This is a genomic window from Streptomyces flavalbus, from assembly GCF_042674625.1.
GTDB lineage: Bacteria > Actinomycetota > Actinomycetes > Streptomycetales > Streptomycetaceae > Streptomyces > Streptomyces flavalbus.
In genome coordinates this window covers 5,713,193-5,739,410 of the sequence record NZ_JBHTEB010000001.1, presented here as the reverse complement: position 1 = coordinate 5,739,410, position 26,218 = coordinate 5,713,193, and the positions used below count along the sequence as shown (strand labels likewise).

The window sequence follows — 26,218 nt, the reverse complement described above, 5'->3', positions numbered from 1 at the left end:
GCGGCGTGCTCAGCCGCCGCTGACCGTCAGGTTGTGGGTGACGAAGTCCAGGCCGCCCGAGGACGAGGTGATCTCGTAGCCGAACTGGACGTCACCGATGGTCTCGTTGCCCATCCAGCCCTTGGTGTCCTTGATCCACTTCAGGATCGGGAGGATGTTGACGGTGCCGGAGCTGGAGTCCGAGGTGCGCAGGAACGAGAAGACCTCGTTGTTGCCGTTGCTGCCCTTGTAGACGTTCCAGGTGTGCCCGCCGAGGCTGACGCTGCCCTGCGCGGTGCCGAGCGGGCCGACCGCGCCGTTGTAGTTGACCCACAGCATGATCTCGTAGTCGTAGTCCGTGTCCCAGATGTCGTACGAGGTGTTGTACGCGCCCGCCGACGGGACCGTGACGTTGTAGCTGCTGGTCAGCGAGGTGAGGGAGGTGATCGGCTTGTTGATCACCTTCTTGGCGTTGGGGTAGGACTTGATGCCGCCGGTGTTGGGGTGGTTGGCCCACACGCCCCAGTTGGTGCCGGAGTTGGCCCACACGCACTGGCCGCCCGCGCCGGAGCCCCAGATGTTGTTGTAGAGGGTGTAGCCGTTCAGGGTGGTGTTGCCCCACTGGTCGCAGGTGCTCCAGATCGCGGCGTGCGCGGGCGCGGAGGCCAGGCCGAGCGTCACGCCGAGCGCGAGCGCCGGGGCCAGCAGGGCCTTGGCGGCCCTGCTCAGGGTGCTGGTTGCCATGGTGTCCCTTCCATGGGTGGGGGGATGGTGCGGGGGGTTTACCGCGCCCCGAGGGTCAGGACGCGGTCCTCCCCGGCGACGAGGTCGAGCATCTCGGCGCCGGAGGAAGTCCTGAGTTCGACGCGGTGGGTGCGGCGCGGGCGGAGGAGCGCCGTGGCGCCCTCCGGGGTCCAGGTGAGGTCGAGCTCCGCGCCGAAGCGGGTGCGCACGCCGTGCAGCGCGCCGCGCGGGCAGGGCGGCGCGGGCAGCAGCACCAGCCGGTCCGGCGTGGACTGGACGAGCGCCTCGATCAGCAGCGCCGGGAGGGTGTGCGCGGCGTCCGCGTTGTAGACGTCGCGGTGGGGGTAGTGGGCGCTCATCAGGGAGGCGTGGAAGAAGTCGCCCTCCAGGACCCGGGCGAGGGCGGCGGTGACCCGGTCGCGGTCGCGCAGCCGGGCGGCGATCAGGGCGTGGTGGAGGTGGCCGTGCGCGGAGTCGTTCTCGGGGCCGCGCAGCGCGAGGGCGCGGTGGGCGGCCGCCGCGAGGGCGGGGGTGTCGTAGGGGTTGATCTCGTCCAGCGGCCAGACGCCGTAGAGGTGGCTGAGGTGCCGGTGGTCGTAGGAGTCGTCGAGTCCCGGCCAGGCCCACTCCGCGAGCGCGCCGTCGGCGTTGACGCGGTGCGGGGGGAGCCGGTCGGCGAGGGCATGCCAGCGGTCGGCGCGCTCGGGGTGGTAGGCGGCGGCGGTGCGCAGGGCGTGCCGGGCGGCGGAGAGGTCCATGGCCGCGTTGACCGCGCCCCAACTGGCGTTCGCGGGCCGGTTCTCGGGTGAGTAGGAGGGCACGACAACGAGGTGGCCGTCGTGGTCGGCGCGGGTGAGGAAGTCCTCGTAGAACTCCGCGACCTCGGCGAGCGCGGCGGCGGTGCGCGGGTCGCGCCCGCCGTGGGTCTCGTCGTGGTCGACGAGGGGCTTGAGCAGCCAGTCGGCGCCCGCGGTCCACAGGTGCAGCGGGTACGCGCGGCTGAAGTGGTACGAGTGTCCCGACTCGCCGTCGCTGTGGCCGGGGGCGACGACGCCTCGGGCGCCGAAGACCTCGCGGGCGTTGTCGCGCCAGTCCGGGAGCTGCCGCTGGACGAGCGCGGCGTGCGCCTCGGTCACCTCGGGGAGGGCGGCGCAGGCGGCGGAGGCGGTCTGGAGGTTGAGGTTGGCGTCGTAGGTGAGGGCGCCGGACCAGGCGGTGTTCCACTCGCCGGTCCACAGTCCGGTCAGGCGGGGCGGGTGGTGGCCGCTGGCGGAGAGCAGGTGGTAGCGCCCGGCGGCGAAGAGGCGTTCCAGGAGCGCGGGGCTCCGCGGGCGCTTCAGCAGCTCCGAGCCGGGCAGCGCGCGCTCGGCCGGGTCGGCGGCGAGGTCGAGGGTGACGCGGGTGTAGGCGGTGCGGTGGGCGGTCAGGTGCCGGGCGAGGAGCGTGTCGTACCCGGCGGCGAGGTCGCGCAGGGCGCGGGTCTCGGCGACGGCGTCCAGTTCGCCGGTGTGGCGGCGCACCCGGGTGAGCAGCAGCACGGACCCGGCGCCGGTGACGCGCACGCCGGGCGGGGTGAGCGTGGTCCGGCCGCCGTCGACCACGGCGAGGGTGACGCCGGTGTACGCGAGGTCGCTGTTCGGGTACCCGGCACGCAGGCTCAGGACGGCGCCCTCGGGCGTGCGCAGCACTCCGTTGCCGACGCCCAACCCGAGCGGCGCACCGGCGAGTTGGTGGTCCAGGCGGACCCGCAGGTCGAGTCCAGGACCGGCGATCTCGTGCACGAGCACGTCGTCCGCGCGGGAGACGAACAGGCGGCTGGTCCAGTCGCCGGTGCGGGCGGTGACCTCGCCGGATGTGAAGTCGACGGCCCGGCGGTAGTCGCGGGTATCCCCGTCGGGCCGGTCGAGGCGGAGCTGGAAGGCGGGGTGGAAGGCGCGCACCCAGTGCAGCTCCCGCCCGTCCGTGAACTCCTCGGCGGCGGCGGCGTCCCCGGCCAGCAGCCGGTCCTGGAGTTCCCGCAGCCGCCCGGCGAGCCGCGGGGGCCCGGGGTGCGGGCCGGTGGGGCGTACGAGGGTGTGGTGCGTGACGATGACACGGTCGGCGTTCGGGTCGCCGAACACCAGGGCGCCGTGGTGGCCGTTGCCGCTCAGGAAGGCGTCCTCCCAGCGGGCGGCGGGGTGCGGCTCCCAGGTTCCGTGCACGGGTCCGCCAGGGCTGACGGGGCTGACAGGTCCGCACGTCATGGTTTCAGCACCGCCACTCCGAAGCGTTCGAGCCGGACCTCGCCTTGGACGTCCGCGCCGGTCAGCAGCTCCCGGTACGCCCCCGGCACGGCGACGGTGACCGGCTCGCGCCCGTGGTTGAGGACGAACAGCAGCTCACCGCGCCGCACCGCCTCCACGCCCTCCGGCAGCGCGTCGAGCACCGGCCGCACGCCCGCCGCCGTGGCGATCCGCGCGAGCAGCGCCCGCAGCGCGTCCGGTTCCGGGAGCGTGGAGACGTACCAGGCGCGCCCCCGGCGCAGCACGGCGGGCAGTCCGTCGAGTTCGCCGCCCCGGTAGTCGATCCGCTCGTCGACGTCGTCGGCGGCCTCGATCTCCTCCGACCAGAGCGTGCCGCGGAAGCCGTCGCAGTCGGCGGCCTCCCCCTCGTCCAGCGGCCACCACTCGTGCAGGGTGCGGATGCCGAACAGCGCGCGCAGCCGGGGGTCCATGCCGCCGGGGCGCACCCGGTCGTCCTGGTCGGCCGTGCCGGTGAGGAAGCCGCAGACGAGGGTGCCGCCGCCGTCGACGTGGGCGCGCAGGTTCTCGATCGCGGCGTCGGTGAGCAGGTAGGACTGCGGTACGACGACCAGCTTGCGGCCGGTGAGGTCGTGCTCGGGGTGGGCGAGGTCGGTGGTGAGACCGGCCTCCCACAGCGCCCGGTGCCAGGCGGCGAGCAGGGTCGGGTGGTCGGCGCGGGTGGAGAGGCGGCCGTCCTGCTCCGCGGCCCACCAGGCGTGCCAGTCGTGCAGGACGGCCACCTCGGCGGTGACGTCCCGGCCGACGACCTCGCCGCCGATCCGGGCCAGTTCGGCGCCGAGCTGTCTGACCTCCTGGAACGTCCGCCCGTGCTCCCCCGCGTGACCGACCATCCCGGAGTGGAACTTCTCCGCGCCCTGCCGGGACTGCCGCCACTGGAAGTAGCAGACGGCGTCCGCGCCCCGGGCCACGGCCTGCCAGGACCACAGCCGGTTCAGGCCGCGTGGCCTGGGGTGGTTGACGCCCCGCCAGTTGACCGCCCCGGCCGCCTGTTCCATCAGCATCCACGGGCCGCGCGCCTGCGACCGGGTGAGGTCCTGCACCAGGGCGCCGTGCCGGGCGCCCCCCACGGGATCGCGCGGGTCGGGGTACAGGTCCACGGAGACGACGTCCTCCTCCTCGGCCCAGCGCCAGGCGTCCTGGCCGAAGAAGAGCGGCATGAAGTTGGTGGTGACCGGCAGGTGCGGGGTGTGGCGGCGGACGATGTCCCGTTCGGCGGTGAAGCACTCCAGGAGCATGTCGGAGGTGAAGCGCCGGAAGTCCAGCACCTGGGCGGGGTTCTTCAGGTAGTGGGTGTGCCGGGCGGGCAGGATCTCGGCCCAGTCGTCGTAGCGCTGGCTCCAGAAGTCCGTGCCCCACGCCGTGTTGAGGGCGTCGATCGTCCCGTACCTGGCGCGCAGCCAGCCGCGGAAGCGGGCGGCGGCCTCGTCCCCGTGGTCGGGCGTGCAGTACTCGTTGTTGATGTGCCACAGGGTGAGCGCCGGGTGGTCCGCGTACCGGGCGGCGAGGTCCTCGGTGATGGCGGCGGCGTGCCGCCGGTAGACGGCGCTGGAGTGCGAGAAGTGCTGCCGCCCGCCCCACCACTCCACCCGCCCGTCGGCGTCCCGGGGCAGCGTCTCCGGGTGCAGCCTGCCCAGCCAGGGCGGCGGCGCGGAGGTGGGCGTGGCGAGGACGACGCCGATGCCGTGCGTGTGCAGCAGGTCAAGGAGCCGGTCCAGCCACCCGAACTCCCGTGCCCCGGGGCGGGGTTCGAGGCGTGCCCAGGAGAAGACGCCGACCGTGACGGAGTTGACCCCGGCGTCCTTCATCAGCCGGACGTCCTCGTGCCAGGTCTCCTCCGGCCACTGCTCGGGGTTGTAGTCCCCGCCGAAGAGCAGCCGACCGCGCGTGGCGTCGCCGAGTCCGGGCATCAGACGGGCTCCCCGTACTGGATGCCGCGCCCGTTGGTGCCGAGGTAGACCCGGCCGTACACGCGCGGGTCGCCGGTGATGACCTCGCCGGTCCAGCCCCACTGGTGCCGGTCGTCGTTGATCCGCGTCCAGCTCGCGCCCGCGTCGTCGGAGCGCAGCACGGCGGTGGTGGCGTCGGTGGCGCCGACCTGGTAGACGGCCGGGTAGTCGGCGGCGCCCTTGCCGAAGCCGAGGGTGTACGACGCCCAGCAGCTCGTCAGCTTGGTGAAGCCGACGCCGCCGTCCGTGGACCGGTACAGCCCGTTCCACTTGGCGCTGAGCCAGAGGTCACCGACGCGCCCGGGCGCCGCGACCACCTTGAACTGGCTGTCGCCGGACGGCAGCCCGTCGGCCCGCGCGGCGAAGGTGCGCCCGCCGTCGGTGCTGGCGTACAGGGTCCCGGCGTCGGTGTCGTAGGCGTAGAAGCGCGCCGGGTCGACCGGGTCGGCGACGGGCGTGGCGCCCTTGGGGAAGGTGCCGACCTCGGCCCAGCTCGCGCCGCCGTCGTCGCTGCGGTGGGCGGCGTACCGGGTGCCGTCCCCGTGCACGAAGCTCCACAGCAGCACGGCGCCGTCCGCGCTGACGGCGATCGGGCCGGGCGCGTCCTTGGCGAGGGCGGGCTGCGCGGCGAAGGGCGCCCAGGTCTGCCCGCCGTCGGTGGAGGAGGCGCCGTTGCCGCCGTCGCCCCAGCCGGTGCGGACGACGTACGACGGCTCGGCGGCGGCCTGGGCGAGGCCGGTGGCGGTGCCGAAGACGGGGTTGGCGGCCATGCCCCGGGACGGGGACGACGTCAGCCGCTCGTGGTACATCACGCCGATGTCCCCGAGCCCGCTGAGCAGGTGCGCCCGCCCGCTCGGCGGCGACACGAGGTGCCGTACGGACGCCTCCTCCAGGCCCCTGACCCGCGGCGCCCAGTGGACGAGGTCGCGGGTGCCGTAGAGGGTGGCGCCGGTGCCGTAGACGAGGTGGCGGGAGTCGTACGGGTCGAGGGCGAGCGCCTGGATCCACCAGCCGAACTTGGGCGCGTCGCCGCCCCACCTCAGGTACGGCGTCTCGGAGACGTCGAGGACGGCGGAGTCCTTCAGGGACGTCCAGGTGCGCCCGGCGTCGGTGGACCGGTACAGGGTGTCGACGGCGGCCCAGCGGTTGTTGGTGGAGACGACGACCGTGCCGGGGCGGCGGGCGTCCACGGCGACGCCGCCGTAGCCGAAGGTGTCCCCGGCGCCCGGGGCGGCCGGGGTGACGTCCGTCCACCGGCCGCCGACGGTGTCGAGCCGGTGCACGCTGCCGTCCAGTTGGCCGTTGGGGCCGGGGGCGTCGGCGTAGGTGACGTAGAGGGCGCGGGTGTGGCGGTCGTACGCCGCGCGCACGGGGACCCGGGCGGCGGTGCCGGTGGGCTGGCCGGGGACGGGTTCCCAGGTGCTGCCGTCGAGGGTGCGGTAGAGGTTCGGCGCGCCGTCGCCCCACCCGGCGTACAGGGCCCGTCCGGCGGCGACGAGGAGGGTGACGCCCTGGCCGGGGTCCCGCGCCGTGGCCGGGAAGCCGGTCGCCGGGGTCCAGGTGGCGCCCCGGTCGGTGGACCTCAGCAGGCCGTCGTGGCGGGTGCCGAGCCAGAGGGTGTCGCTGTCGCGCGGGTCCACGAGGAGGCGTTCGCCGGTGCCGCGCCCGTCCTCGTTGGCGCCGAGCTTGACGGTCAGGTCGGTGCGGGCCCAGGTCGCGCCCCGGTCCTCGGAGCGCAGGACGGCACCGTTCCCGGCCCAGGACTGCGCGTAGGTGCCGACGGCGAGGTAGAGCCGGTCGGGGTGCGCGGCGTCGACGGCCATCGCCTCGACGCCGAGGAGGTTCCAGTCGTCCCACCCGATGTGGTCGGTGAGCGGGGTCCAGCGGGCGCGCCGCTCGTCCCACCGGTAGGCGCCCCCGATGTCGGTCCGGGCGTAGGCGAGCCCGGGGACGGCGGGGTGGAAGAGGACGCCGGTGATGAACCCGGTGCCGCCGATGGTGACGTTGCGCCAGCGGTAGGCGCCCCCGGCTGGGGCGGCGGACACCGGGGACGCGCCGAGGAGCGGCAGAGTGGAGACGGCGGCGACTCCACCGAGAACGGCTCGCCTAGACATGCGCATGACATACCTCGCCTTGTAAGAGAGAGAACAACGCACCCGCACCCAGGGCTCAGCCCTTGACCGCCCCCGTCAACATCCCCTTCTTGAAGTGCCGCTGCACGAACGGCGACAACACCGCCACCGGCAACAACGCCATCACCATCACGGCCATCTGCACCGCCAGCCCCGACAACTGCCCCGTCTTGATCGCCTGCCCGAGCCCCACCGGCGCCTCCTGCTTCTGCACCAGTTGGATCATGACGTTCTGGAGCGGCATCATCTCCTGGTCGTTGAGGTACAGCGACGCGTTGAACCAGGCGCTCCAGTACCCGACCGCGTAGAACAGCGTGATCACCGCGATCACCGCCCGCGACAGCGGCAGGACGATCTGCCACAGGATGCGGAAGTCCCCGGCCCCGTCGATCCGCGCGCTGTCGGTGAGTTCCGGCGAGATGCCCATGAAGAACCCGCGCAGCACGAGGATGTTGAACACGCTGATCGCGCTCGGCAGGATCAGCGCGAGATAGCTGTCCGTCAGCCCCAGCGTCTGCACCAGCAGGTACGTCGGGATGAGCCCGGCGCTGAAGAACATCGTCGCCAGCAGCGTCATCAGGATCCAGCGGTGTCCCAGCGAGCCGCTGCGGGACAGCCCGTAGGCGCACAGCACGGACACCGTCATGGAGAACGCCGTACCGACGGCGGTGACCAGCACGCTGATGACCGCCGCGCGGGTGACCTGGCCGCCGCTGAGCAGCTCCTGGTACGCCACGAAGGTGACGCCCTTCGGCACCATCACCAGGCCACCGGCCTCGTCGATGGTCTGCCGGGAGGACAGGCTGGTGACGACGACGATCCACAGCGGGAAGAGGATCGCGAGGCAGGCGAGTCCGAGGACGAGTCCCTTGGCCGCGAGCCCGGCCTTCCCGGGCGGCTCCTCCCAGACCGGCCGGGGCGGCGCGGCCCACCGTGAAGGGCGGCTCGCCGGTTTGTCGATCACGGCGGTCACTTCTTGTACACCCCCTGCTCGCCCATCAGATGGGCCACCTTGTTCGCGGCCAGGACGAGGCCGATGCTGATGACGCCCTTGACGAGTCCGGCCGCCGCGGCGTAGCCGAAGTCCTGGTTGCGGACGCCGTTCCACCACACGAAGGTGTCCAGCACCTCCGCGGCGCCCGGTCCGACGGCGTCCCGTTGCAGCAGGATCTGCTCGAAGCCGACGGTGAGGGCGTCACCGACGCGCAGCACCAGCAGCAGGGCGATCACCGGCCGCAGCGCGGGCAGGGTGACGTGCCACATCCGGCGCCAGCGTCCGGCGCCGTCCATCGCGGCGGCCTCGTACAGGTCGGGGCTGACCGAGGCCAGCGCGGCGAGGAAGACGATGATCCCCCACCCGGCGTCCTTCCAGACGCTCTGCGCGGTGAGCAGGAAGGGGAAGGTGTCCGGGTTGGTCATGATGTTCAGGCCGTCGTAGCCGTTCTCCCGCAGCAGTTGGGAGAGCATCCCGGCGCCGCCGAACATCTGCTGGAAGACGGCGATGACCAGCACCCAGGAGAAGAAGTGCGGCAGGTACAGCACGGCCTGGGCCACGGCCCGCACCCGGGGCCTGACCACGCTGTTGATGAGCAGCGCGAGCAGGACGGGGATGGGGAAGAACAGCACGAGCTGGAGGAAGAACAGCACCAGCGTGTTCCGCACCGCCTGCCAGAACGCGGAGTCCGCGAAGATCCGCTCGAAGTTCTCCACGCCCACCCAGAGGCTGTGCAGCATGGAGACGACGCCGTTGTCGCTGATGTACGGGTCGTAGTCCTGGAAGGCGACGACGTTGCCGAGGATCGGCACGTAGTTGAAGAGCAGGAGCAGCACGACGGCTGGCAGGGTCATCAGCAGCAGCACGCGGTCGCGCCGGAACCGGTGCCGCAGGCTGAGCTTGGCCGCGGGGGGTCTCCTCCCGGGGCCGGGGGCGCCCTCGGGCATCCCCGCTGGCTGCTCCGTCGTATCGGCCTCGGACCTGCTCCGAGGCACCGTGCTGTGGGACACGGCCGTTCTCCTCGCCTCGATTGCCCGGTCAGTTGGCCGCGGAGCCGTTCTCGTCGAGGATCTTCTGGTACCAGTCGCGGAGCTTGTCCCCGCCCTTGCTCTTCCAGTCGGAGACGGCCTGCTGCATGTCGCTGATCTTCTTGCGGCCGCGGGTGATGTCGTCCTCCAACTGCTCGAAGTTGGAGGAGAGGTTGGCGTACCGGCTGGGCTCGGTGATCTGCATCCCGAAGAACGGGGTCTTGCGGGTGAAGGCGCCCATCCGCTGCTGCCACTCGACCTGGCCCCGGGCGACGTCGGGGAAGTCGGGGTGGGCGACGGTCGGGGCGGGGCTCGCCACCATGACGTAGGCGTTGAGGACGTCGAGGTTGCCCTGGTCGGTCTTGGTGGGGACGCCGTCCTTGACGGTGTAGTGGGTGCCCTCCACACCGTAGTTGGTCATCATGAACTCCTTGGTGCCGTACGGCGCCGCGGTGACGTTGGCGACGGCGAGCACCTCCCGGACGACCTCCTCGGACGCCTTCTTGTTGACGAAGGACCAGATTCCGGCGGGCTGTTCGGCCCAGAGCACCGGGTCGCCGCCGTCGTGGCCGAAGATGTCCATGCCCCAGACCTTGAAGTCGGGGTTCTGGACGGCCTGTTCGGCGGTGCGGCTCCACCACTGGCTCATGTTGTTGGCGTAGACGAGGAACTCGCCCTTGGCGAACTTGGGGCCGGGGTCGGTGGCCTGGCTCTTGCCCAGTTCGGCGTCGGGGTGGACGACACCGGCGGCGAACAGCTTGCGGGTCCACTCCAGCGCTTCGAGGAACTCCTCGGTCTCGACGCGGTTGACCAGCTTGCCGTCGACGAGGTTCCAGCCGAGCGGCTTCTCGTTGCCGGACAGCACGCCGAAGGACTGGAACGCCGTCCACTTCATGTCCATGCAGGCCCAGCGCTTGGCCCGGGCGTTGGTGGCGTCCTTCGCCCAGGCCATGAACGCGTCGGCGGAGGTGGGGACCTCGTAGCCCTCGGCTTCGAAGATGTCCTGCCGGTAGAGCGGGACGATGCCGGTGACGATCGGCTGCGGCATGGGCAGGCCGCGCAGGGCGCCGCCGAAGATCGAGCGCTGCCAGGCGTCCGTGGGGATCGCCGCGAGGTTGGGGTACTCCTTGACCGCGTCGCCGGAGAGGTAGGGGCCGAGGTCGGCGAACTTGCTGATGATGGCGCTGGGTATGCGGCCGTTGAGGTTCCAGCTCGGGACGACCACGACGTCCGGGACGTCGCTGGAGGCGAGCACCGCGCCGAGCTTCTGCTCGTAGGTGTTGCCGTCCTGGTTCTGCCAGTGGACGTCGGTGCCGATCAGGTCGTTCATCGCCTTGTAGTAGGCGTTGTCGCTCTTGGGCGGCGAACCCCAGAACGGCGACATGATCGTCACCTTGCCGCCCTTGCCGAGCTTCTTCGGCACCGAGGTCTTCAGGTCCGCGAGGGCGAGCTTGCGGGTGAACCCGGCCGCCGAACCGTTCTTCGCGGGGATGTCCGGCGCGACCACGTTGCTGGCCACGAAGGCGGGCAGCAGCTTCTTCGCGTCCTTGCCCGAGGTGGTCCCCTCTCGCGAACCGCTGTCCGAGCCGCCGCAGGCGGTGAGCAGCGGGGCTCCCCCGCCGACCGCGACGGCGGCGACCGCCGTGGAGGCGAGGAAACTTCTCCGGCTGGGGGCGGAGGGGGCGGAAGCGGCGTTCGGCGTCATTGCGTCAACCCTTCGTGGCGCACCAGGACACCCGGCGGTGGAGCCGTCGGCTGAGGTGTCTTCATGGGAACTGGCCGATGCGAAGCGGCTGTCGACGGTCGCCCCGCCGAGTCCGTCGAGGCTGTCGAAGCGCTTCGATGTTGCTGCGAGGTTAAGTGAACGCCGGGGGGTACACAAGGGCCGATTGCCAGATTCCTCGGATGTTTGGCGGCGCCGTGGCCGATCCGAACGGGCCGATCCATCCCCCGAGATAACAGCGAGGGCACGGACTTGTTGCGGTGGGATGTCTTGACACCCACCCTCTCGTCGAACCAGCATCGAAGCGCTTCGAAAGCGTCTCGCCGCTCCACGCCAAGGGGAATCCCACGTGACCGCTCAGCCGCCGTCCACGCCGCCGCTCCGCCACCCTTTCCGCGATCGGACGCTGCCGTTCGCCAAGCGCGTCGACGACCTGCTGTCGCGGCTCACCCTGGACGAGAAGGTCTCCTTCCTGCACCAGTTCGCCCCGGCCGTCGAGCGGCTCGGCGTCGCCGCCTTCCGCACCGGCCAGGAGGCCCTGCACGGCGTGGCGTGGATGGGCCCCGCGACGGTGTTCCCGCAGGCGGTGGGCCTGGGCGCGACCTGGAACCCGGAGCTGGTGCGCCGGGTCGGTGACGCGGTGTCGAAGGAGGCCCGCGCGATGCGCGCCCGTGACGACCGGGTCGGCCTCAACGTCTGGTCCCCGACCGTGAACCTGCTGCGCAACCCCCTGTGGGGCCGCAACGAGGAGGGCTACTCCGAGGACCCCGGGCTGACCTCGGCCATCGCGACGGCGTACACCCGGGGCCTGCGCGGTGATCATCCGACGTATTGGCGCACCGCGCCCGTCCTGAAGCACTGGCTCGCCCACAACAACGAGACCGACCGCGACACCTCCTCCGCCTCGGTCCGCCCCCGCGTGCTGCGCGAGTACGACCTGCGCGCCTTCCGGGAGACGGTCGAGGCGGGCGCGGTGGCCGGGGTGATGCCCGCGTACAACCTGGTCAACGGCCGCCCCAACCACCTCTCCCCGTATCTGCGCGAGCACCTGCGCACCTGGACCGACGAGGACCTGCTGATCTGCTCCGACGCCGGGGCGCCGTCCAACCTGGTCGACTCCGAGCGGTACTTCGACACCCACGAGGAGGCCACCGCCGCCGCGCTGCTCGCGGGCGTCGACAGCTTCACCGACCACGGCACGGACAGCTCGAAGATCGCCGCCCGGCTGCACGGCGCCCTGGAGCGCGGCCTGCTCACCGAGGCGGACGTCGACACCGCCGTCCGCCACCAGCTCTCCGTCCGCTTCCGCCTCGGTGAGTTCGACGACCACGACGAGCCCGGCGCCTTCGACACCCCCGAACACCGCGCCCTCGCCCTGGAGGCGGCGGAGCAGGCGGTCGTCCTGCTGAAGAACGACGGCCTGCTGCCGCTGGCCCCCGGCACCCGCGTCGCGGTGGTCGGCCTCCTGGCCGACGAGTGCAAGCTCGACTGGTACAGCGGCTCCCTGCTGCACCGCACCACCCCGCTGGAGGGGATCTACGACCGCTTCGGCGCCGACCACGTCACGTTCGCGGAGGGCGTGGACCGGGTCCGCCTGCGCACCCCGGACGGCACCTACCTGCACGTGCTCCCCGCCCCCGAGGACCCCGCGTCCGTGCCGTCCGGAGTGGCCGCCCTCGACCCGGCGCTGGTCGCGGGCCGCACCGACCTGCCCCCGCTGACCCACGACCCGGTCGGCACGGAACTCGCCCTGGTCGACTGGGACGGCGGCGTCCTCACCCTGCGCGCCCCGGACGGCCGCTACCTCTCCGTCGCCGAGGACGGCTACGTCCGCGCCTCCGCCGACCAGCCCGGCGGCTGGGTGGTCCAGGAGACGTTCCGCCTGGAGCCGTACGGCCATGGCCACCTCCTCCGGCACCTCGGCACGGGCCACCACGTCCAGGTCGCCGCCGACGGCGTGAAGGTTGCCGAGGCCGACCCGACCGTCTTCGAGCTGGTGGTCGCCGAGCGCGGCGAGGAGGCGGTCACCCGGGCCGCCGCCGGGGCCGACGTGGTCGTGGTGGTCGCGGGCAACGACCCGCACATCAACGGGCGGGAGACGGAGGACCGTACGACGCTGCGCCTGCCCCCTCACCAGGAGCGCCTGCTCCGGGCGGCCCGCGCCGCCAACCCGCGCACGGTGCTGGTCCTGACCTCGGCCTACCCCTACGCGTTCGACCCGGCCCCGCTGTCCGCCGCCCTGTGGACCGCGCACGGCGGTCAGTCCGCGGGCACCGCCCTGGCCCGCGTCCTCGCCGGTGACGTCTCCCCCTCGGGGCGCCTCCCGCAGACCTGGTACGCCTCCGACGCGGACCTGCCCGGCCTCCTCGACTACGACGTGATCGGCTCCCGCCAGACGTACCTGTACTTCGAGGGCACCCCGCTCTACCCCTTCGGCCACGGCCTGTCGTACGCGTCCTTCGGCTACGGCGACCCGAGAGCGGAGGTGGACGGCGACTCGGTGCGGGTGAGCTTCACGGTCACCCACACCGGCGACCGGCGGGCGGCCGAGGTGGCGCAGCTCTACGCCCGGGCGGCACAGGAGTCACCGACGCCGCGCCCGCGCCGGGAACTCCTCGCCCACGAGAGGCTGTCGCTGGCACCCGGCGAGAGTCGCACGGTGACCTTCGAGGTCCCGCTCACGGCCCTCGCCTTCTGGGACGTCTCCCACTCCCGCTGGCGCCTTGCCCCCGGCCCCTACGACCTCCTGATCGGCGCCTCCAGCGAGGACGTCCGCCTCCGTCTGACGCTTCACCTGGACGGCGAGCCGTCCACCCCCCGCCCGGTCCTCGAACGCGGCCTGTCCGCCGCCGACTTCGACGAGCAGGGCGGCATCGAGATCGTCGACCGCTCGAAGGTGTCCGGCGACGCGGTGACCCCGGTGGGCGGCGGCACCGGTGAACTCCTCTACCGGGATTGCGACTTCGGCGCCGGGGCCGCGGGGCTGACGGTGTCGGTGGCGGGCGGGGGCTCCCTGGACATCGCCCTCGACGGCACCGAACCGCTGGCGACCCTGTCACCGACCGCCCCGACGTCCAGCCCCTACGACTACACCACTCTCACGGCCCCGATCACGGCCGCGGGTGTCCACGACGTCCACGTCAGACTGCGCGGCCCCCTGCGGCTGGCGCACGTCGGCTTCTCCGGTGGGGGGTCCAAGGCGGCCGACGACGGTGACGGGGTCAGAGCGCGAGACCGGTGAGCACCAGCACCCGCTCGTAGGTGTAGTCGTCCATCGCGAACTTCACGCCCTCGCGGCCGACGCCGGACTGCTTGGCGCCGCCGTACGGCATCTGGTCGGCGCGGTAGGAGGGGACGTCACCGATGACGACGCCGCCGACCTCCAGCGCGCGGTGGGCGCGGAAGGCGGCCTGGAGGTCATGGGTGAAGACGCCCGCCTGGAGGCCGTACTTGGAGTCGTTGGCGGCGGCGAAGGCGGCCTCCTCGCCGTCGACCTTCTGCACGCTGAGGACCGGGCCGAAGACCTCCTCGCAGGCCAGGGTGGTACCGGCGGGCAGGTCGGTCAGGACGGTCGGCGCGTACGCGGCGCCGTCGCGCTTGCCGCCGGTGAGCAGCGTGGCGCCCGCGTCCACGGCCTCCCGCACCCACGCCTCGACGCGCTTGGCGGCGTCCTCGCTGACCAGCGGGCCGACGTCGGTGGCGTCGTCGTTCGGGTCGCCGGTGACCTGGGCCTCGACGGCGGCGACGATCCGCGGCAGCAGCCGGTCGTACACGGACGCGTCCGCGATGACGCGCTGCACGGAGATGCAGGACTGGCCGCCCTGGTAGTTGGAGAAGGTGGCGATGCGCTGCGCCGCCCAGTCCAGGTCGGCGTCGCTGGCGTAGTCGGCGAGGACGACCGCCGCGCCGTTGCCGCCCAGCTCCAGGGTGCAGTGCTTGCGCGGCACCGAGTCCATGATCGCGTAGCCGACCTTCTCGGACCCGGTGAAGGAGATCACCGGCAGCCGCTCGTCCTGGACGAGCGCGGGCATCCGGTCGTTGGCGACCGGCAGGACGCTCCAGGACCCGGCGGGCAGCTCGGTCTCGGCGAGCAGTTCCCCGATGAGCAGCCCGGACAGCGGGGTGGCCGGGGCGGGCTTCAGGATGATCGGGGCGCCCGCGGCGATCGCCGGGGCGACCTTGTGCGCGCACAGGTTCAGCGGGAAGTTGAAGGGCGCGATGCCGAGCACGACGCCCTTGGGGAAGCGGCGGGTGAGCGCGAGCCGTCCCTGGCCGCCGAGGTCGGTGTCCAGCCGCTGCGCCTCGCCGCCGTTGAAGCGGCGGGCCTCCTCCGCCGCGAACCGGAACACGGACACGGCCCGGCCGACCTCGCCGCGCGCCCACTTGACCGGCTTGCCGTTCTCCGCCGAGATCAGCCGCGCGATCTCCTCGGTGCGCTCCGCCAGACGGCGGCTGACGTGGTCGAGCGCGGCGGCGCGCACGTGCGCGGGCGTCGCGGCGAACGTGTCGCGGACGGCGTACGCGGCGGCCACGGCCTCCTCGACCTGGGCGTCCGTCGGCACGCTGACCGTGCCGACGAGGCGACCGTCCCACGGGGAGGTGACGTCGATGCTGTCCTCGCCGGTGGCCTGGCGCCCGGCGAGCCAGAAGGCGTGGGTGGAGGTCATGGGATCCCGGCCCTTCCGCGTTGGAGGAGTGCTGCTGTGCTGGTCCCACGGTAGGGGCGGGCGGCGGGGCCGTCGGTTGTCCGATCCGTAGCAGTGGGGGGCGCGCCCGCGCCAGATTGGCGCTCCACCGGCAGTCGTGCGCAAACGCCTGAAGGGCCAGCGCAAGGGGGGGTTTGCGCTGGCCCTTCAGTGGGCGGCGCCGAGGCGGCCGTCCGGATCGGAACGTCGCGCGCCCCGGGGGGTCTGGGGCGGGCGACCGTCCGATCGGTGAGGAGACCCGGAGCCGACAGCCCCGGTTGTGTGCGCGAGGCACGACCAGGTCGAAGCTGGGGAGGCCCCGGCCTGATGCCGCCCACGGTGCCCCGTGAGCGGGTGTATCTCTCATCTGGGGAGAACCTACGGCAGGGGGTGGACCCAGCACAGCCGGATCGGCGTCCTCACATCCACCCCGCACACGTTCTTCACATGGTCCGCCAGAGAAGAGGCCCTGCTCAGATCCCCGCGAGCGCCTGCTCCAGGATGTCGAGGCCCTCGTTCAGCAGGTCCTCCCCGATCACCAGCGGGGGCAGGAAGCGCAGCACGTTGCCGTACGTGCCGCAGGTGAGGACGAGCAGGCCCTCGGCGTGGCACGCCTTGGCGAGGGCGGCGGTGGCCTCCGGGTTCGGCTCCTTGGTCGCGCGGTCCTTGACCAGCTCGATGGCGATCATCGCGCCCCGGCCGCGGACGTCGCCGATGACGTCGTACTTCTCCGCCATGGCGGTCAGGCGGGCCTTCATGGTCGCCTCGATGGCCTTGGCCCGCGCGTTGAGGTCCAGCTCCTTCATCGTCTCGATGGCGCCGAGCGCGCCCGCGCAGGCGACCGGGTTGCCGCCGTAGGTGCCGCCGAGGCCGCCGGAGTGGGCGGCGTCCATGATCTCGGCGCGGCCGGTGACGGCGGCGAGCGGCAGGCCGCCCGCGATGCCCTTGGCGGTGGTGATCAGGTCGGGGACGATGCCCTCGTCCTCGCAGGCGAACCACTGGCCGGTGCGGCAGAAGCCGGACTGGATCTCGTCGGCGACGAAGACGATGCCGTGGGCGGTGGCGAACTCGCGGATCGCGGGCAGGAAGCCCTTGGCGGGCTCGATGAAGCCGCCCTCGCCGAGCACCGGCTCGATGATGATCGCGGCGACGTTCTCGGCGCCGACCTGCTTGCTGATCTGGTCGATGGCCTGCGCGGCGGCCTCCGGACCGGCGTTCTCCGGGCCGGTGGGCCAGCGGTAGCCGTAGGCGACGGGGACGCGGTACACCTCGGGCGCGAAGGGGCCGAAGCCGTGCTTGTACGGCATGTTCTTCGCCGTCAGCGCCATGGTGAGGTTGGTGCGGCCGTGGTAGCCGTGGTCGAAGACGACGACCGCCTGCCGCTTGGTGTGGGCGCGGGCGATCTTGACGGCGTTCTCGACGGCCTCGGCGCCGCTGTTGAACAGCGCGGACTTCTTGGCGTGGTCGCCGGGCGTCAGCTCCGCGAGGGCCTCCGCGACCTCGACGTACCCCTCGTACGGGGTGACCATGAAGCAGGTGTGGGTGAAGTCGGCGAGTTGCGCGGCGGCGCGGCGTACGACGGCCTCGGCGGAGGCGCCGACGCTGGTCACGGCGATGCCGGAGCCGAAGTCGATGAGCCGGTTGCCGTCGACGTCCTCGATGATCCCGCCGCCCGCGCGCGCGGTGAACACCGGCAGCACGGAGCCCACGCCCTGGGCGACCGCGGCGGTACGGCGGGCCTGAAGCTCCTGCGACTTCGGACCGGGGATGGCGGTGACGACGCGGCGCTCCTGCGGAAGTGCGGTCATGCGGGGCTCCTGGGGGTGTTACGGACGCTTGCTTCCTCTTTTCGCAGGCTAGGGCGGGCGGCGGGGGGTGGGGATGCTCCATCTGGGCGTTGTGCGGGAGGGTGGTTGTCCGTGGTGGACATAGCCGTACCCGGTCCATCGGGGTGGGACCGGCCGCGTAAGCGGTGAACTCCCTTGCGGACGGCGTTAGATTGACTCGCGGATGACTCACGGACGGGTCACGCACCGCACGGAACGGCTGGTCAGGGGGCAACCGCGATGGACACCGACGGGAACCGGGACGCACGGGGCACACAGGCGAACGCCGTGCCGCGTCCGGCGGGACCTCCCGAGATGCCCGCGGTGCCGCCACGGCCCCCCGTGGCACCCACGGCGCCCGGGACCCCGCCCGTGCCGCAGCGCCCCCCTGCCGCCAGGGCCACGGTCGCGGAGTGGCTCAACACCCCGCGGCCCGCGGCCGAGCCCGGCGTGTGGCGGTTCGGGTACACCCCGCGCCAGCCGGACGGGGAGTCGCGGCGGCTGGACACCACCTCCCTGGTCGGCGCGCTGATCCCGCTGGCCGTGTCGCTGCTGCTGTGGACGATGTGGCGCCAGGGCACGGTCCCCAAGCAGTGGCTCCTGCTGCACTGGCTGACGCCGACCGACTGGTGGTACCGGGGCACGGTGTGGCCCACGGACTGGCACGGCTACGAGGCGCGCATCCTCTACGACGGGGTGTTCTTCGTCCTGATCTTCTGGACGGCGGGCCGCCTCGGGAGCTGGCCGAAGGCGATCCGCTTCTACCTCGACCGCCTCTCCCCCGCCCGCCGCGCCGCCGTGACGCTCCTGGCCGCGCTCGCCGCGCTGGGCTTCGTCTGGCCGGACGTGGTGCCCGGCGAGCCCTGGGACGCGCTGCCCGTCGCGGACCCCGTGCTGTCCCTGGTCACCCTGCTCGCGGGCGGCTACGACATCTTCCAGAGCGAGGCCCTCACCTACGGCCTCTACGCCCTGATCACCGCGGCGGTGCTGTGGCCCTTCGCCCGGCTCGGTGACTGGAGGGGCTTCGCCCGGCAGCGCCGTGCCGAGCGCGCCGCCGAGCCGCGGCCCGCCCCGGCGGTCCCCGAGGCGCACTGGCCGCGGCTCAGGGAGGCCGGGCAGTACGAGGCCGCGGACCTGCTCTCCGCCGAGGTGCTCAGCGGCCGGATGAACGACGTGGACTGCGCGCGCGTCCGGCACGCCTGGAGCGCGGCGCGCCGGGACGCCGGAGGCGCGGCGTCCTTCACGGACACGGTGCTCCGCGAGGGCGCCGCCGCCTGGACGCACCCCTCCGGCGACCGGGACCTGCCCGCGCGGACCGCCCCGCACGACCTCGTCGTGGGCCAGGTGCGGATCGGCGCGTGCGCCGAGGCCGAGCCCAACCCGCCCGCGCGGCAGGGGGTCGGCGTCGCGCTCGAACCGGCGGCGCTGGGCACCTCCCTCCTCGCCGTCGGCCCGTCCGGTGCGGGCAAGACGCGCTGCCTGGTCCGGCCCGTCGCCGAGTCGCTCGCCCTCCAGGCGCTCACCGGGAGCTGCGCGGTCGTCGTGGTCGGCGCGGCGGGCGCGGCCCTGGGCCCCGACGGGGCGTACGACGTCGTCGTGCGCGTCGGTGACCCGGCCTCCGTGCACGACCTGGACCTGTACGCCGACGCCACCGACCCCGACGAGGCCGCCTCCTTCCTCGCCGAGGGCCTGGTCGGTGACCTGGCCGCCGTGGACAGCCGACGGGCGGCCACGGTGCTGGCCCAGTTGCTCGGGCCGTACCGGGCGGTGCACGGGCGCTTCCCCACCGTGCCCGCGCTGCGGGAGCTGCTGGAGGGGGTGCCGGACGCGCTGGACGCGCTGCGGGGGGCGCTGGACGCCGGTGAGCACCCGGCGATGCGGCGTGAGCTGGAGGCGCGGATCCGGCAGATGGGCGGCGCGGCGGACCCCGGGCCGGTGCTCGCGGACCGGCTGGCGCTGCTCGACCGGCCCGTGTTCGCCGGGTTCTTCGGGGCGGGCGGCGGCGCGCGGCACTTCTCGTTGCGGGCGATCGCCCACCATCCGCTGCGGGTCCGCATCGACCTGCCGGAGCGAGGCCACGAGGAGGCGTCCCGGCTCCTCACCCGTCTGGTCCTGGCGCAGTTCACCACGGTGGCCCGGGCGAGCGGCGGCACCCGGGGCCACTTCGCCGGGCTGGTCCTGGACGACGCGACGGGCGCGCTGACCACGGAGACCGTCCGGGGCGTGCAGCGGCTGCGGTCGCTGAACGCCGGTGTGGTCCTCACCCTGCGCACCCTGGGCGACGTACCCGAGCCGCTGCACGGGCCGCTGCTCAGCGCGGTCGGCTGCCGGATGGCGTTCTCCGGCGTCACCACCTGGGACGGCCGGGGGTTCGCGGAGGCGTGGGGTACGGAGTGGATCGAGACGGAGGAGGTCGCCAAGCACACCGTCTTCGCCGACCAGCCGATGACACGCGCCCTGCACGCGCTGCGCAAGATGGTCACGGGCAAGGCGGTGACGCGGGACGCCGTGACCGTACGGACGGTCGAGCGCGAACGCTGGTCCGCCTCCGAGCTGGCGCACTCGGTACCGCCGGGGCACGCGGTGCTGTCCGTGACGCACGTGACGGGTGAGCACGCCCCGCCCCTGCTGGTCGATCTGCGGGACAACCGGGCGTGACACGTGCCGGTGAATGGCCGGTAAGTGACGCCCGGGTGGGTTCGTGGTCTCGTGGGGACCGTACGGTGAGGCAGAATCGGGGCAGGTCGTTCATACACGGCGGCCAAAGGATCACATCGACCTGAAGGTCCCATGCCCCCCACGCTCGCCTCCCTCGTCCACCACTCCGCGCTGAAACTGAGGGTGCGGGCGGGCGGGGACCGTCTGGACGTGCCCGTGCGCTGGGCGCACGTCAGTGAGCTGGCCGACCCCGTGCCCTACATGGAGGGCGGGGAGCTGCTGCTGATCACCGCGCTGAAGCTGGACGCGGAGAACCCCGAGGCGATGCGCCGGTATGTGAAGCGCCTGGTGGGGGCGGGGGTCGTCGGGCTCGGGTTCGCGGTCGGGGTCAACTACGAGGACATCCCGGCGGCGCTGGTCGAGGCGGCGGAGGCGGAGGACCTGCCGCTCCTCGAGGTACCGCGTCGCACCCCCTTCCTCGCCATCAGCAAGGCCGTCTCCGCCGCCATCGCCGCCGACCAGTACCGGGCGGTGACCGCGGGCTTCGCCGCCCAGCGCGAGCTGACCCGGCAGGCGCTCGCCGAGGGCCCGGAGGGCCTGCTCACCGCGCTCGCCGCGCAGGTCGACGGCTGGGCGGCGCTGTACGACGCCTCGGGCGCCGTCGTCGCCACCGCCCCCGAGTGGGCGGGCCGCAGGGCGGCGCGGCTGACGGCCGACGTGGAGCGGCTGCGCGAACGCCCGGCCCCCGCCTCGTCCGTCGTCGGCGGTCCCGACCACGAGGACCGCGTCGAGCTGCACTCCCTCGGCACCGGCCGCCGCCCCCGCGCCGCGCTCGCCGTCGGCACCGCCGCCGCCCTCGGCACCGCCGAGCGCTACGCCGTCCACTCCGCCATCGCCCTGCTCACCCTCACCACGGAACGCTCCCGCTCCCTGCACGCCGCCGAGCAGCGCATCGGCGCGGCGGTCCTGCGGATGCTGCTCGCCGGACAGCCGGACCACGCCCGCGCCGTCGCCGGTGACCTGTACGGCGGTCTCCTCGACGCCCCCTTCCGGATCATGGTCGCGGAGAGCGACGCCGCGCAGGCGGGCCTGGTCGCCCTCACCGAGGCGGTGGAGGCCGCCGCGGCCCGCGCCGGTGAGGCGGTGCTGGTCGTGCCCGAGGGCGACCGCCTGGTGGTGCTGGCCGCGGACGGCGGCGCGGCGGTGGCGTCCTGCGGCGAGTACGCGGCCGACCGGGAGGCCGCCCGCAAGGCCACCACCGAGGAGGACGACGTGGTCCTCGGCCTCTCCGCCCCCGCGGGCCCGATCGCGGCGGCAGCCGCCTACAAGCAGGCCGAGCAGTCCCTGTCGGTGGCCCGCCGCCGGGGCCGCGTCCTGGTCGAGCACGACCAGCTCGCCGCGGGCTCGGTGCTGCCCCTCCTCGCCGACGACGCCGTACGCGCCTTCGCGGACGGTCTGCTGCGCGCGCTCCACGAGCACGACGCCACCGGCCGCGGCGACCTCGTCGCCTCCCTGCGCGCCTGGCTCTCCCGGCACGGCCAGTGGGACGCCGCCGCCGCGGACCTCGGCGTGCACCGGCACACCCTCCGCTACCGGATGCGCCGCGTGGAGGAGATCCTGGGCCGCTCCCTGGACGACCCGGACGTCCGGATGGAGCTGTGGCTGGCGTTGAAGGCGACGGGCTCGGAGTAGTGGACGGCGTGGCAGGGACAGTGCGCGGGCGGGTTCCGGTGCTCGTCGTCGCCGTCGCCCTGGTCGTCTTCGCCGTCGTCACCTGGCAGGTGGCCGTCGACGGCGCCCTGGTGGGCGTGGACGAGCGGGTCGGGCGGCACTTCGTGCGGCGGGGCTGGCTCGCGGAGCTGTTCGCCGACCTGGGGGCCGTGTACGTCGCCGTGCCCGTGGTCGTCGCGGTCGCCGTGGCCGTCGGCTGGTGGGCCCGGCGGCGGGGCGCCCTGCGGTGGTGGGTGCCGGGGGCGGTGGCCGTGGGGATGACGGGGCTCGTGCCCGCCGTCGTCGTACCGCTCAAGGAGTTGCTCGACCGGCCCGGGACGGCGGTGACGCCCGGGACCGGGTTCTATCCGTCCGGGCACACCGCCACCGCCGCCGTCGCCTACGGCTGCGCCACCCTGCTGGTGCTGCCGTGGGTGCGCGGCGGTGGTCGGTGGGTGCTCGTCGGGGTCTGCTCGGTGGTGAACCTCGGGGTCGGGGTGGGGCTCGTGCGGCAGGGCTACCACTGGCCCCTGGACGTGGTGGGGAGCTGGTGTCTCGGGGCCGTGCTACTCACCGCCTACGCGGGGCTCGTCAGCCGAAGTAGCCGTCGAACGTCCGCTGGAACTCCCAGCCGCCGAACCGGTCCCAGTTGACCGACCAGGTCATCAGGCCGCGCAGGTCGGGCCAGGTGCCGTGGGTGGCGTAGGAGCCGCAGTTCTGCTTCCTGGTGAGGCAGTCGAGGGTCTTCACCACCTCGGCGGGGGCCACGTGGCCGTTGCCCGCGTTGGTCGTCGCGGGCATACCGATGGCGACCTGGTCGGGGCGCAGCGGCGGGAAGACGTTCTTGGCGTTGCCCGCGACGGGGAAGCCCGTCAGGAGCATGTCGGTCATCGCGATGTGGAAGTCCGCGCCGCCCATCGAGTGGTACTGGTTGTCCAGGCCCATGATCGGGCCCGAGTTGTAGTCCTGGACGTGGAGGAGCGTGAGGGCGTCGCGCATCGCGTGGATGACCGGGAGGTAGGCGCCCGCCCTCGGGTCCTGGCCGCCCCACGGACCGGTGCCGTAGTACTGGTAGCCGAGCTGGACGAAGAAGGTCTCCGGGGCCATCGTCAGCACGAAGTCGTCGCCGTACCTGGCCTTCAGGGTCTTCAGGGCCGATATGAGGTTCACGATCACGGGCGTCTTCGGGTTCCTGAAGTCCGTGTCGTCGGCGTCCAGGGAGAGGGAGTGGCCCTCGAAGTCGATGTCCAGGCCGTCCAGGCCGTACTCGTCGATGATCTTCGAGACCGAGGAGACGAAGGTGTCGCGCGCCGCCGCCGTCGTCAGACGGACCTGGCCGTTCTGGCCGCCTATGGAGATCAGGACCTTCTTGCCCGCGGCCTGCTTCGCCCTGATCGCCGCCTTGAAGTCGGCGTCGCTCTCCACGCCGGGGCACTCCGTCGCCGGGCAGCGGTTGAAGCGGATGTCGCCCGAGGTGACCGAGGTGGGTTCGCCGAAGGCGAGGTCGATGACGTCCCAACTGTCGGGGACGTCGGCCAGGCGGGTGTAGCCCGAGCCGTTGGCGAAGCTGGCGTGCAGATAGCCGACCAGGGCGTGCGGCGGGAGGTCGGAGGAGCCGCCACCGGTGGTCGGGGGCGTCGTCGCCGTCACCGTCGCGGAGCGCGCCGACTCGCCCGCGTCGTTCAGCGCCGTCACCTGGAACGCGTACGACGTCTGCGGGGTCAGGCCGGTCACGGTCGTGGAGGTGCCGGTGACCGTGCGCAGCCGGGTGCCGTCGCGGTAGACCGCGTAGCCCGTGGCGCCCGGTACCGGGGACCAGGACAGGGCGACGCTGGTGGAGGTGACGGTGCCGGTGGTCAGGCCGGTGGGCGGGGCGGGCGGCTGGCCGGGGTCGGCGGACGGGCCGACCAGGGAGACGTCGTCGGCGTGGTAGGCGCCGGTGCCGTACCAGCCGTGGGTGTAGACGGTGACCCGGGTGGTGTTCGGGCCGGTGCGGAAGGTGGTCGTGAGCTGCTGCCAGGTCGGGGCCGACTGGGTCCAGGTGGAGACGTCGGTGGTGCCGGTGCCGGTGGCGCCGAGGTAGACGTACGTGCCCTGGACGTGCGCGGTCAGGGTGTACTGGGCGTCCGGGCGTACCGTCACGGTCTGCGCGCACCGGGCGTTGTCGCTGCCCGCCGGGGTGGCCTTCAGCGCCGCGGTGCCGGTGCGGACGGGGGAGGTGACCGTGGTGGCGGCGGCGCAGGTCCAGCCGTCGAGGCCCGTCTCGAAGCCGCCGTTGCGGACGAGGTCCGCGTCGGCCGCACGGGCGGCCGACGAGAGCGCGGTGAGGCCGGGCAGGGCCAGGACGGTCGCCGTGAGCAGGGCGACCAGGGGTCTGCGGTTCACAAGTGCCTCCGGGCATGGGGGAATTGGAGGACTGAGCGCTCACAGCTTGGTCCAGACCAATTTAGGGGTCAAGACCTCCGGCGTCCCCGGTCCGGCCGTCCGCCCGACGCGCCGCCAGGCCCGCCGCCGCCTCGTGCATGGCCAGTTCCAGCAGGGCGGGGTCGGTGAGGGTGCCGGAGCCGTCCGGCGGAATCAGCCAGCGCACCCCGCCGGTGGAGCGGCCGGGGTACGGGACGACGATCCAGGTGCCCGCACCGGCCGCGCGGATACCGGTGCCCAGCCAGCGGGCCGCGGTGCCCGGCGGCACGAAGAAGCCCATGCGGGCGTCCCCGAAGTCGACGAGCACCGGGCCCGGTTGGTCGAGGAAGCGGGTGAGGACGTCGAGGGTGGGGTAGCCGAGGTCGCCCGGCAGGATCAGCACGTCCCAGGCCCGGCCCGCGGGCAGCAGCACCACCCCGTGGGGGTTGCGTTCCCACTCCCAGCGGCAGCCCTCCGGGTCCGGCGCTACGGATGCCAGCCACTCGACGGCCGTCTTCGTCCCGGTCATACGGGACCTCCCTTTCTCTCCGTGGGCGCGGCGGTCGCGCCGGGAGGGAGAGGGAGGTCACGGGGTCCGCATTACGCGGGTTCACGAAGAGGTGACGTAGGTCACAGCCACATGAGCTGTGCAAAGGTCACAGCCGCGTTAGCTGTCGAAGCCCAGGCCCAGGCGGTCCAGCGCGCGCAGCCACAGGTTGCGGTGGCCCTGGTGGGCGTCCGCGCGGGCCAGCGACCACTTGGTGAGGGCGATGCCGGTCCAGGCGAACGGCTCCGGCGGGAACGGCAGCGGCTTGGTGCGCACCATCTCCAGTGCGGTGCGCTCGGTGCGCTCCCCCGCCAGCAGGTCCAGCATCACGTCGGCGCCGAACCGGGTGGCGCCGACGCCGAGCCCGGTGTAGCCCGCGGCGTAGGCGACCCGGCCGCCGTGGGCGGTGCCGAAGAACGCCGAGAAGCGGGAGCAGGTGTCGATGGCGCCGCCCCAGGCGTGCGAGAAGCGGACGCCCTCCAACTGCGGGAAGCAGGTGAAGAAGTGCCGGGCCAGCTTGGCGTAGGTCTCCGGACGGTGGTCGTACTCGGCGCGCACCCGGCCCCCGTAGGGGTAGATCGCGTCGTAGCCGCCCCACAGGATGCGGTTGTCGGCGGAGAGGCGGAAGTAGTGGAACTGGTTGGCGCTGTCGCCGAGGCCCTGGCGGTTCTGCCAGCCGACCGACGCCAGTTGGGCGTCCGTCAGGGGCTCGGTCATCAGGGCGTAGTCGTAGACGGGGACGGTGTACGGGCGGACCCGGCGGACGAGGTTCGGGAAGACGTTGGTGCCGAGCGCGACCTGGCGGGCGCTGATCCGGCCGTACGGGGTGGTGACGGCCATCCCGCCGCCGTACGCCTTCAGGGTGAGCGCGGGGGTGTGCTCGTAGAGGCGGACGCCGAGGCGCAGGCAGGCGCGCTTCAGGCCCCAGGCCAGTTTGGCGGGGTGCAGCATGGCGACGCCGTCGCGGTCGTACAGGCCCGCCTGGAAGGTGGGGGAGGCGACCTGTTCGCGCACGGCGTCGGCGTCCAGGTACTCCACGCCGCCCGCGAGGCCGTGGCGGCGCGTCTCCTCGTGCCACTCGCGCAGTTCGCGGGCCTGGTAGGGCTCGGTGGCGACGTCGATCTCGCCGGTGCGTTCGAAGTCGCAGTCGATGCCGTGCCGGGCGACCGCCGCCTCGATCTCGTCGAGGTTGCGGGCGCCCAGCTCCTCCAGCTTGTGGATCTCGCCGGGCCAGCGGGTGAGCCCGTTGGGCAGCCCGTGGGTGAGGGAGGCGGCGCAGAAGCCGCCGTTGCGGCCGGAGGCGGCCCAGCCCACCTCGCGGCCCTCGACCAGGACGACGTCCCGCCCCGGGTCGCGCTCCTTGGCGTTGAGGGCGGTCCACAGCCCGCTGTAGCCGCCGCCGACGACCAGCAGGTCGCAGGTCTCGGTGCCTGTGAGCGCGGGTTCGGGGCGGGGCCTGCCCGGGTCGTCCAGCCAGTACGGGACCGGCTGGGCGTCGGACAGGGCGGTCGTCCAGTGGTGCTGTGCGTTGCGGCTCATC

At 73.1% G+C, this 26,218-nt stretch carries 16 protein-coding genes; 4 read left to right on the top strand and 12 right to left on the bottom strand.

Going from position 1 to position 26,218, the window contains the following annotated elements; translation table 11 throughout:
* Positions 1–9: 9 nt before the first annotated feature.
* Genes ACFQZ6_RS25855 through ACFQZ6_RS25825 form a run of 7 tightly spaced genes read right to left on the bottom strand, consistent with a single transcriptional unit; the run spans position 10 to position 10,831 of the window.
* Complete coding sequence (locus tag ACFQZ6_RS25855; protein ID WP_381613147.1) at positions 10–723, bottom strand: glycoside hydrolase family 12 protein; 714 nt, start codon at positions 721–723, stop codon at positions 10–12.
* Positions 724–761: 38 nt separating this feature from the next.
* Complete coding sequence (locus ACFQZ6_RS25850; RefSeq protein WP_381613144.1) at positions 762–2,966, bottom strand: glycosyl hydrolase family 95 catalytic domain-containing protein; 2,205 nt, start codon at positions 2,964–2,966, stop codon at positions 762–764.
* Positions 2,963–4,933 carry a beta-galactosidase gene (locus ACFQZ6_RS25845; protein WP_381613141.1) on the bottom strand — a complete coding sequence of 657 codons (1,971 nt, stop codon included), beginning with the start codon at positions 4,931–4,933 and terminating at the stop codon, positions 2,963–2,965. Before ACFQZ6_RS25845 ends, ACFQZ6_RS25850 begins: the two co-directional genes overlap by 4 nt.
* Positions 4,933–7,092, bottom strand: a complete 2,160-nt coding sequence (locus tag ACFQZ6_RS25840; RefSeq protein ID WP_381613138.1) for a WD40/YVTN/BNR-like repeat-containing protein — start codon at positions 7,090–7,092, stop codon at positions 4,933–4,935. Before ACFQZ6_RS25840 ends, ACFQZ6_RS25845 begins: the two co-directional genes overlap by 1 nt.
* Before the next feature lie 49 nt (positions 7,093–7,141).
* Positions 7,142–8,077: a carbohydrate ABC transporter permease gene (locus ACFQZ6_RS25835; RefSeq protein ID WP_381613135.1), complete on the bottom strand. Its 936-nt coding sequence runs from the start codon at positions 8,075–8,077 to the stop codon at positions 7,142–7,144.
* Entirely contained in the window at positions 8,074–9,108 is a 1,035-nt protein-coding gene (locus ACFQZ6_RS25830; RefSeq protein WP_381613132.1) for an ABC transporter permease, read from the bottom strand. The genes ACFQZ6_RS25835 and ACFQZ6_RS25830 overlap by 4 nt, the downstream gene beginning before the upstream one ends.
* Positions 9,109–9,136: 28 nt before the next feature.
* Complete coding sequence (locus tag ACFQZ6_RS25825; protein WP_381613129.1) at positions 9,137–10,831, bottom strand: extracellular solute-binding protein; 1,695 nt, start codon at positions 10,829–10,831, stop codon at positions 9,137–9,139.
* A 367-nt stretch (positions 10,832–11,198) separates the two neighbouring features.
* Between ACFQZ6_RS25825 and ACFQZ6_RS25820 the strand changes: the two genes are divergently transcribed.
* Complete coding sequence (locus ACFQZ6_RS25820) at positions 11,199–14,090, top strand: glycoside hydrolase family 3 C-terminal domain-containing protein (RefSeq protein WP_381613126.1); 2,892 nt, start codon at positions 11,199–11,201, stop codon at positions 14,088–14,090.
* Here ACFQZ6_RS25820 and ACFQZ6_RS25815 read toward each other — a convergent pair.
* Positions 14,071–15,516, bottom strand: a complete 1,446-nt coding sequence (locus ACFQZ6_RS25815; protein ID WP_381613123.1) for an aldehyde dehydrogenase family protein — start codon at positions 15,514–15,516, stop codon at positions 14,071–14,073. The genes ACFQZ6_RS25820 and ACFQZ6_RS25815 overlap by 20 nt on opposite strands.
* 491 nt (positions 15,517–16,007) lie before the next feature.
* A complete protein-coding gene (gene gabT / locus ACFQZ6_RS25810) occupies positions 16,008–17,342 on the bottom strand; it encodes a 4-aminobutyrate--2-oxoglutarate transaminase (protein ID WP_381613120.1) in 1,335 nt (444 codons plus the stop codon).
* Positions 17,343–17,600: 258 nt separating this feature from the next.
* Here gabT and ACFQZ6_RS25805 point away from each other — a divergent pair, with 258 nt between their 5' ends.
* The 3 genes from ACFQZ6_RS25805 to ACFQZ6_RS25795 all read left to right on the top strand — a co-directional run bounded on the left by ACFQZ6_RS25805 (position 17,601) and on the right by ACFQZ6_RS25795 (position 22,381).
* Complete coding sequence (locus ACFQZ6_RS25805) at positions 17,601–20,018, top strand: ATP/GTP-binding protein (protein ID WP_381613117.1); 2,418 nt, start codon at positions 17,601–17,603, stop codon at positions 20,016–20,018.
* Positions 20,019–20,150: 132 nt separating this feature from the next.
* On the top strand, positions 20,151–21,710 hold the full coding sequence (locus tag ACFQZ6_RS25800; RefSeq protein ID WP_381613114.1) for a PucR family transcriptional regulator: 1,560 nt from the start codon (positions 20,151–20,153) through the stop codon (positions 21,708–21,710).
* Positions 21,711–21,718: 8 nt separating this feature from the next.
* Positions 21,719–22,381, top strand: coding sequence for a phosphatase PAP2 family protein (locus tag ACFQZ6_RS25795; RefSeq protein ID WP_381613111.1), 663 nt, complete (start codon positions 21,719–21,721; stop codon positions 22,379–22,381).
* Here the strand turns inward: ACFQZ6_RS25795 and ACFQZ6_RS25790 are convergent.
* The 3 genes from ACFQZ6_RS25790 to ACFQZ6_RS25780 form a co-directional block, all read right to left on the bottom strand.
* Positions 22,320–24,113, bottom strand: a complete 1,794-nt coding sequence (locus ACFQZ6_RS25790) for a chitinase (RefSeq protein ID WP_381613108.1) — start codon at positions 24,111–24,113, stop codon at positions 22,320–22,322. The two genes, ACFQZ6_RS25795 and ACFQZ6_RS25790, sit on opposite strands and share 62 nt — an antisense overlap.
* Positions 24,114–24,174: 61 nt before the next feature.
* A complete protein-coding gene (locus ACFQZ6_RS25785) occupies positions 24,175–24,660 on the bottom strand; it encodes a hypothetical protein (protein ID WP_381613106.1) in 486 nt (161 codons plus the stop codon).
* Between the two features lie 138 nt (positions 24,661–24,798).
* Positions 24,799–26,217 carry an NAD(P)/FAD-dependent oxidoreductase gene (locus ACFQZ6_RS25780; protein ID WP_381613103.1) on the bottom strand — a complete coding sequence of 473 codons (1,419 nt, stop codon included), beginning with the start codon at positions 26,215–26,217 and terminating at the stop codon, positions 24,799–24,801.
* Position 26,218: the final 1 nt, after the last annotated feature.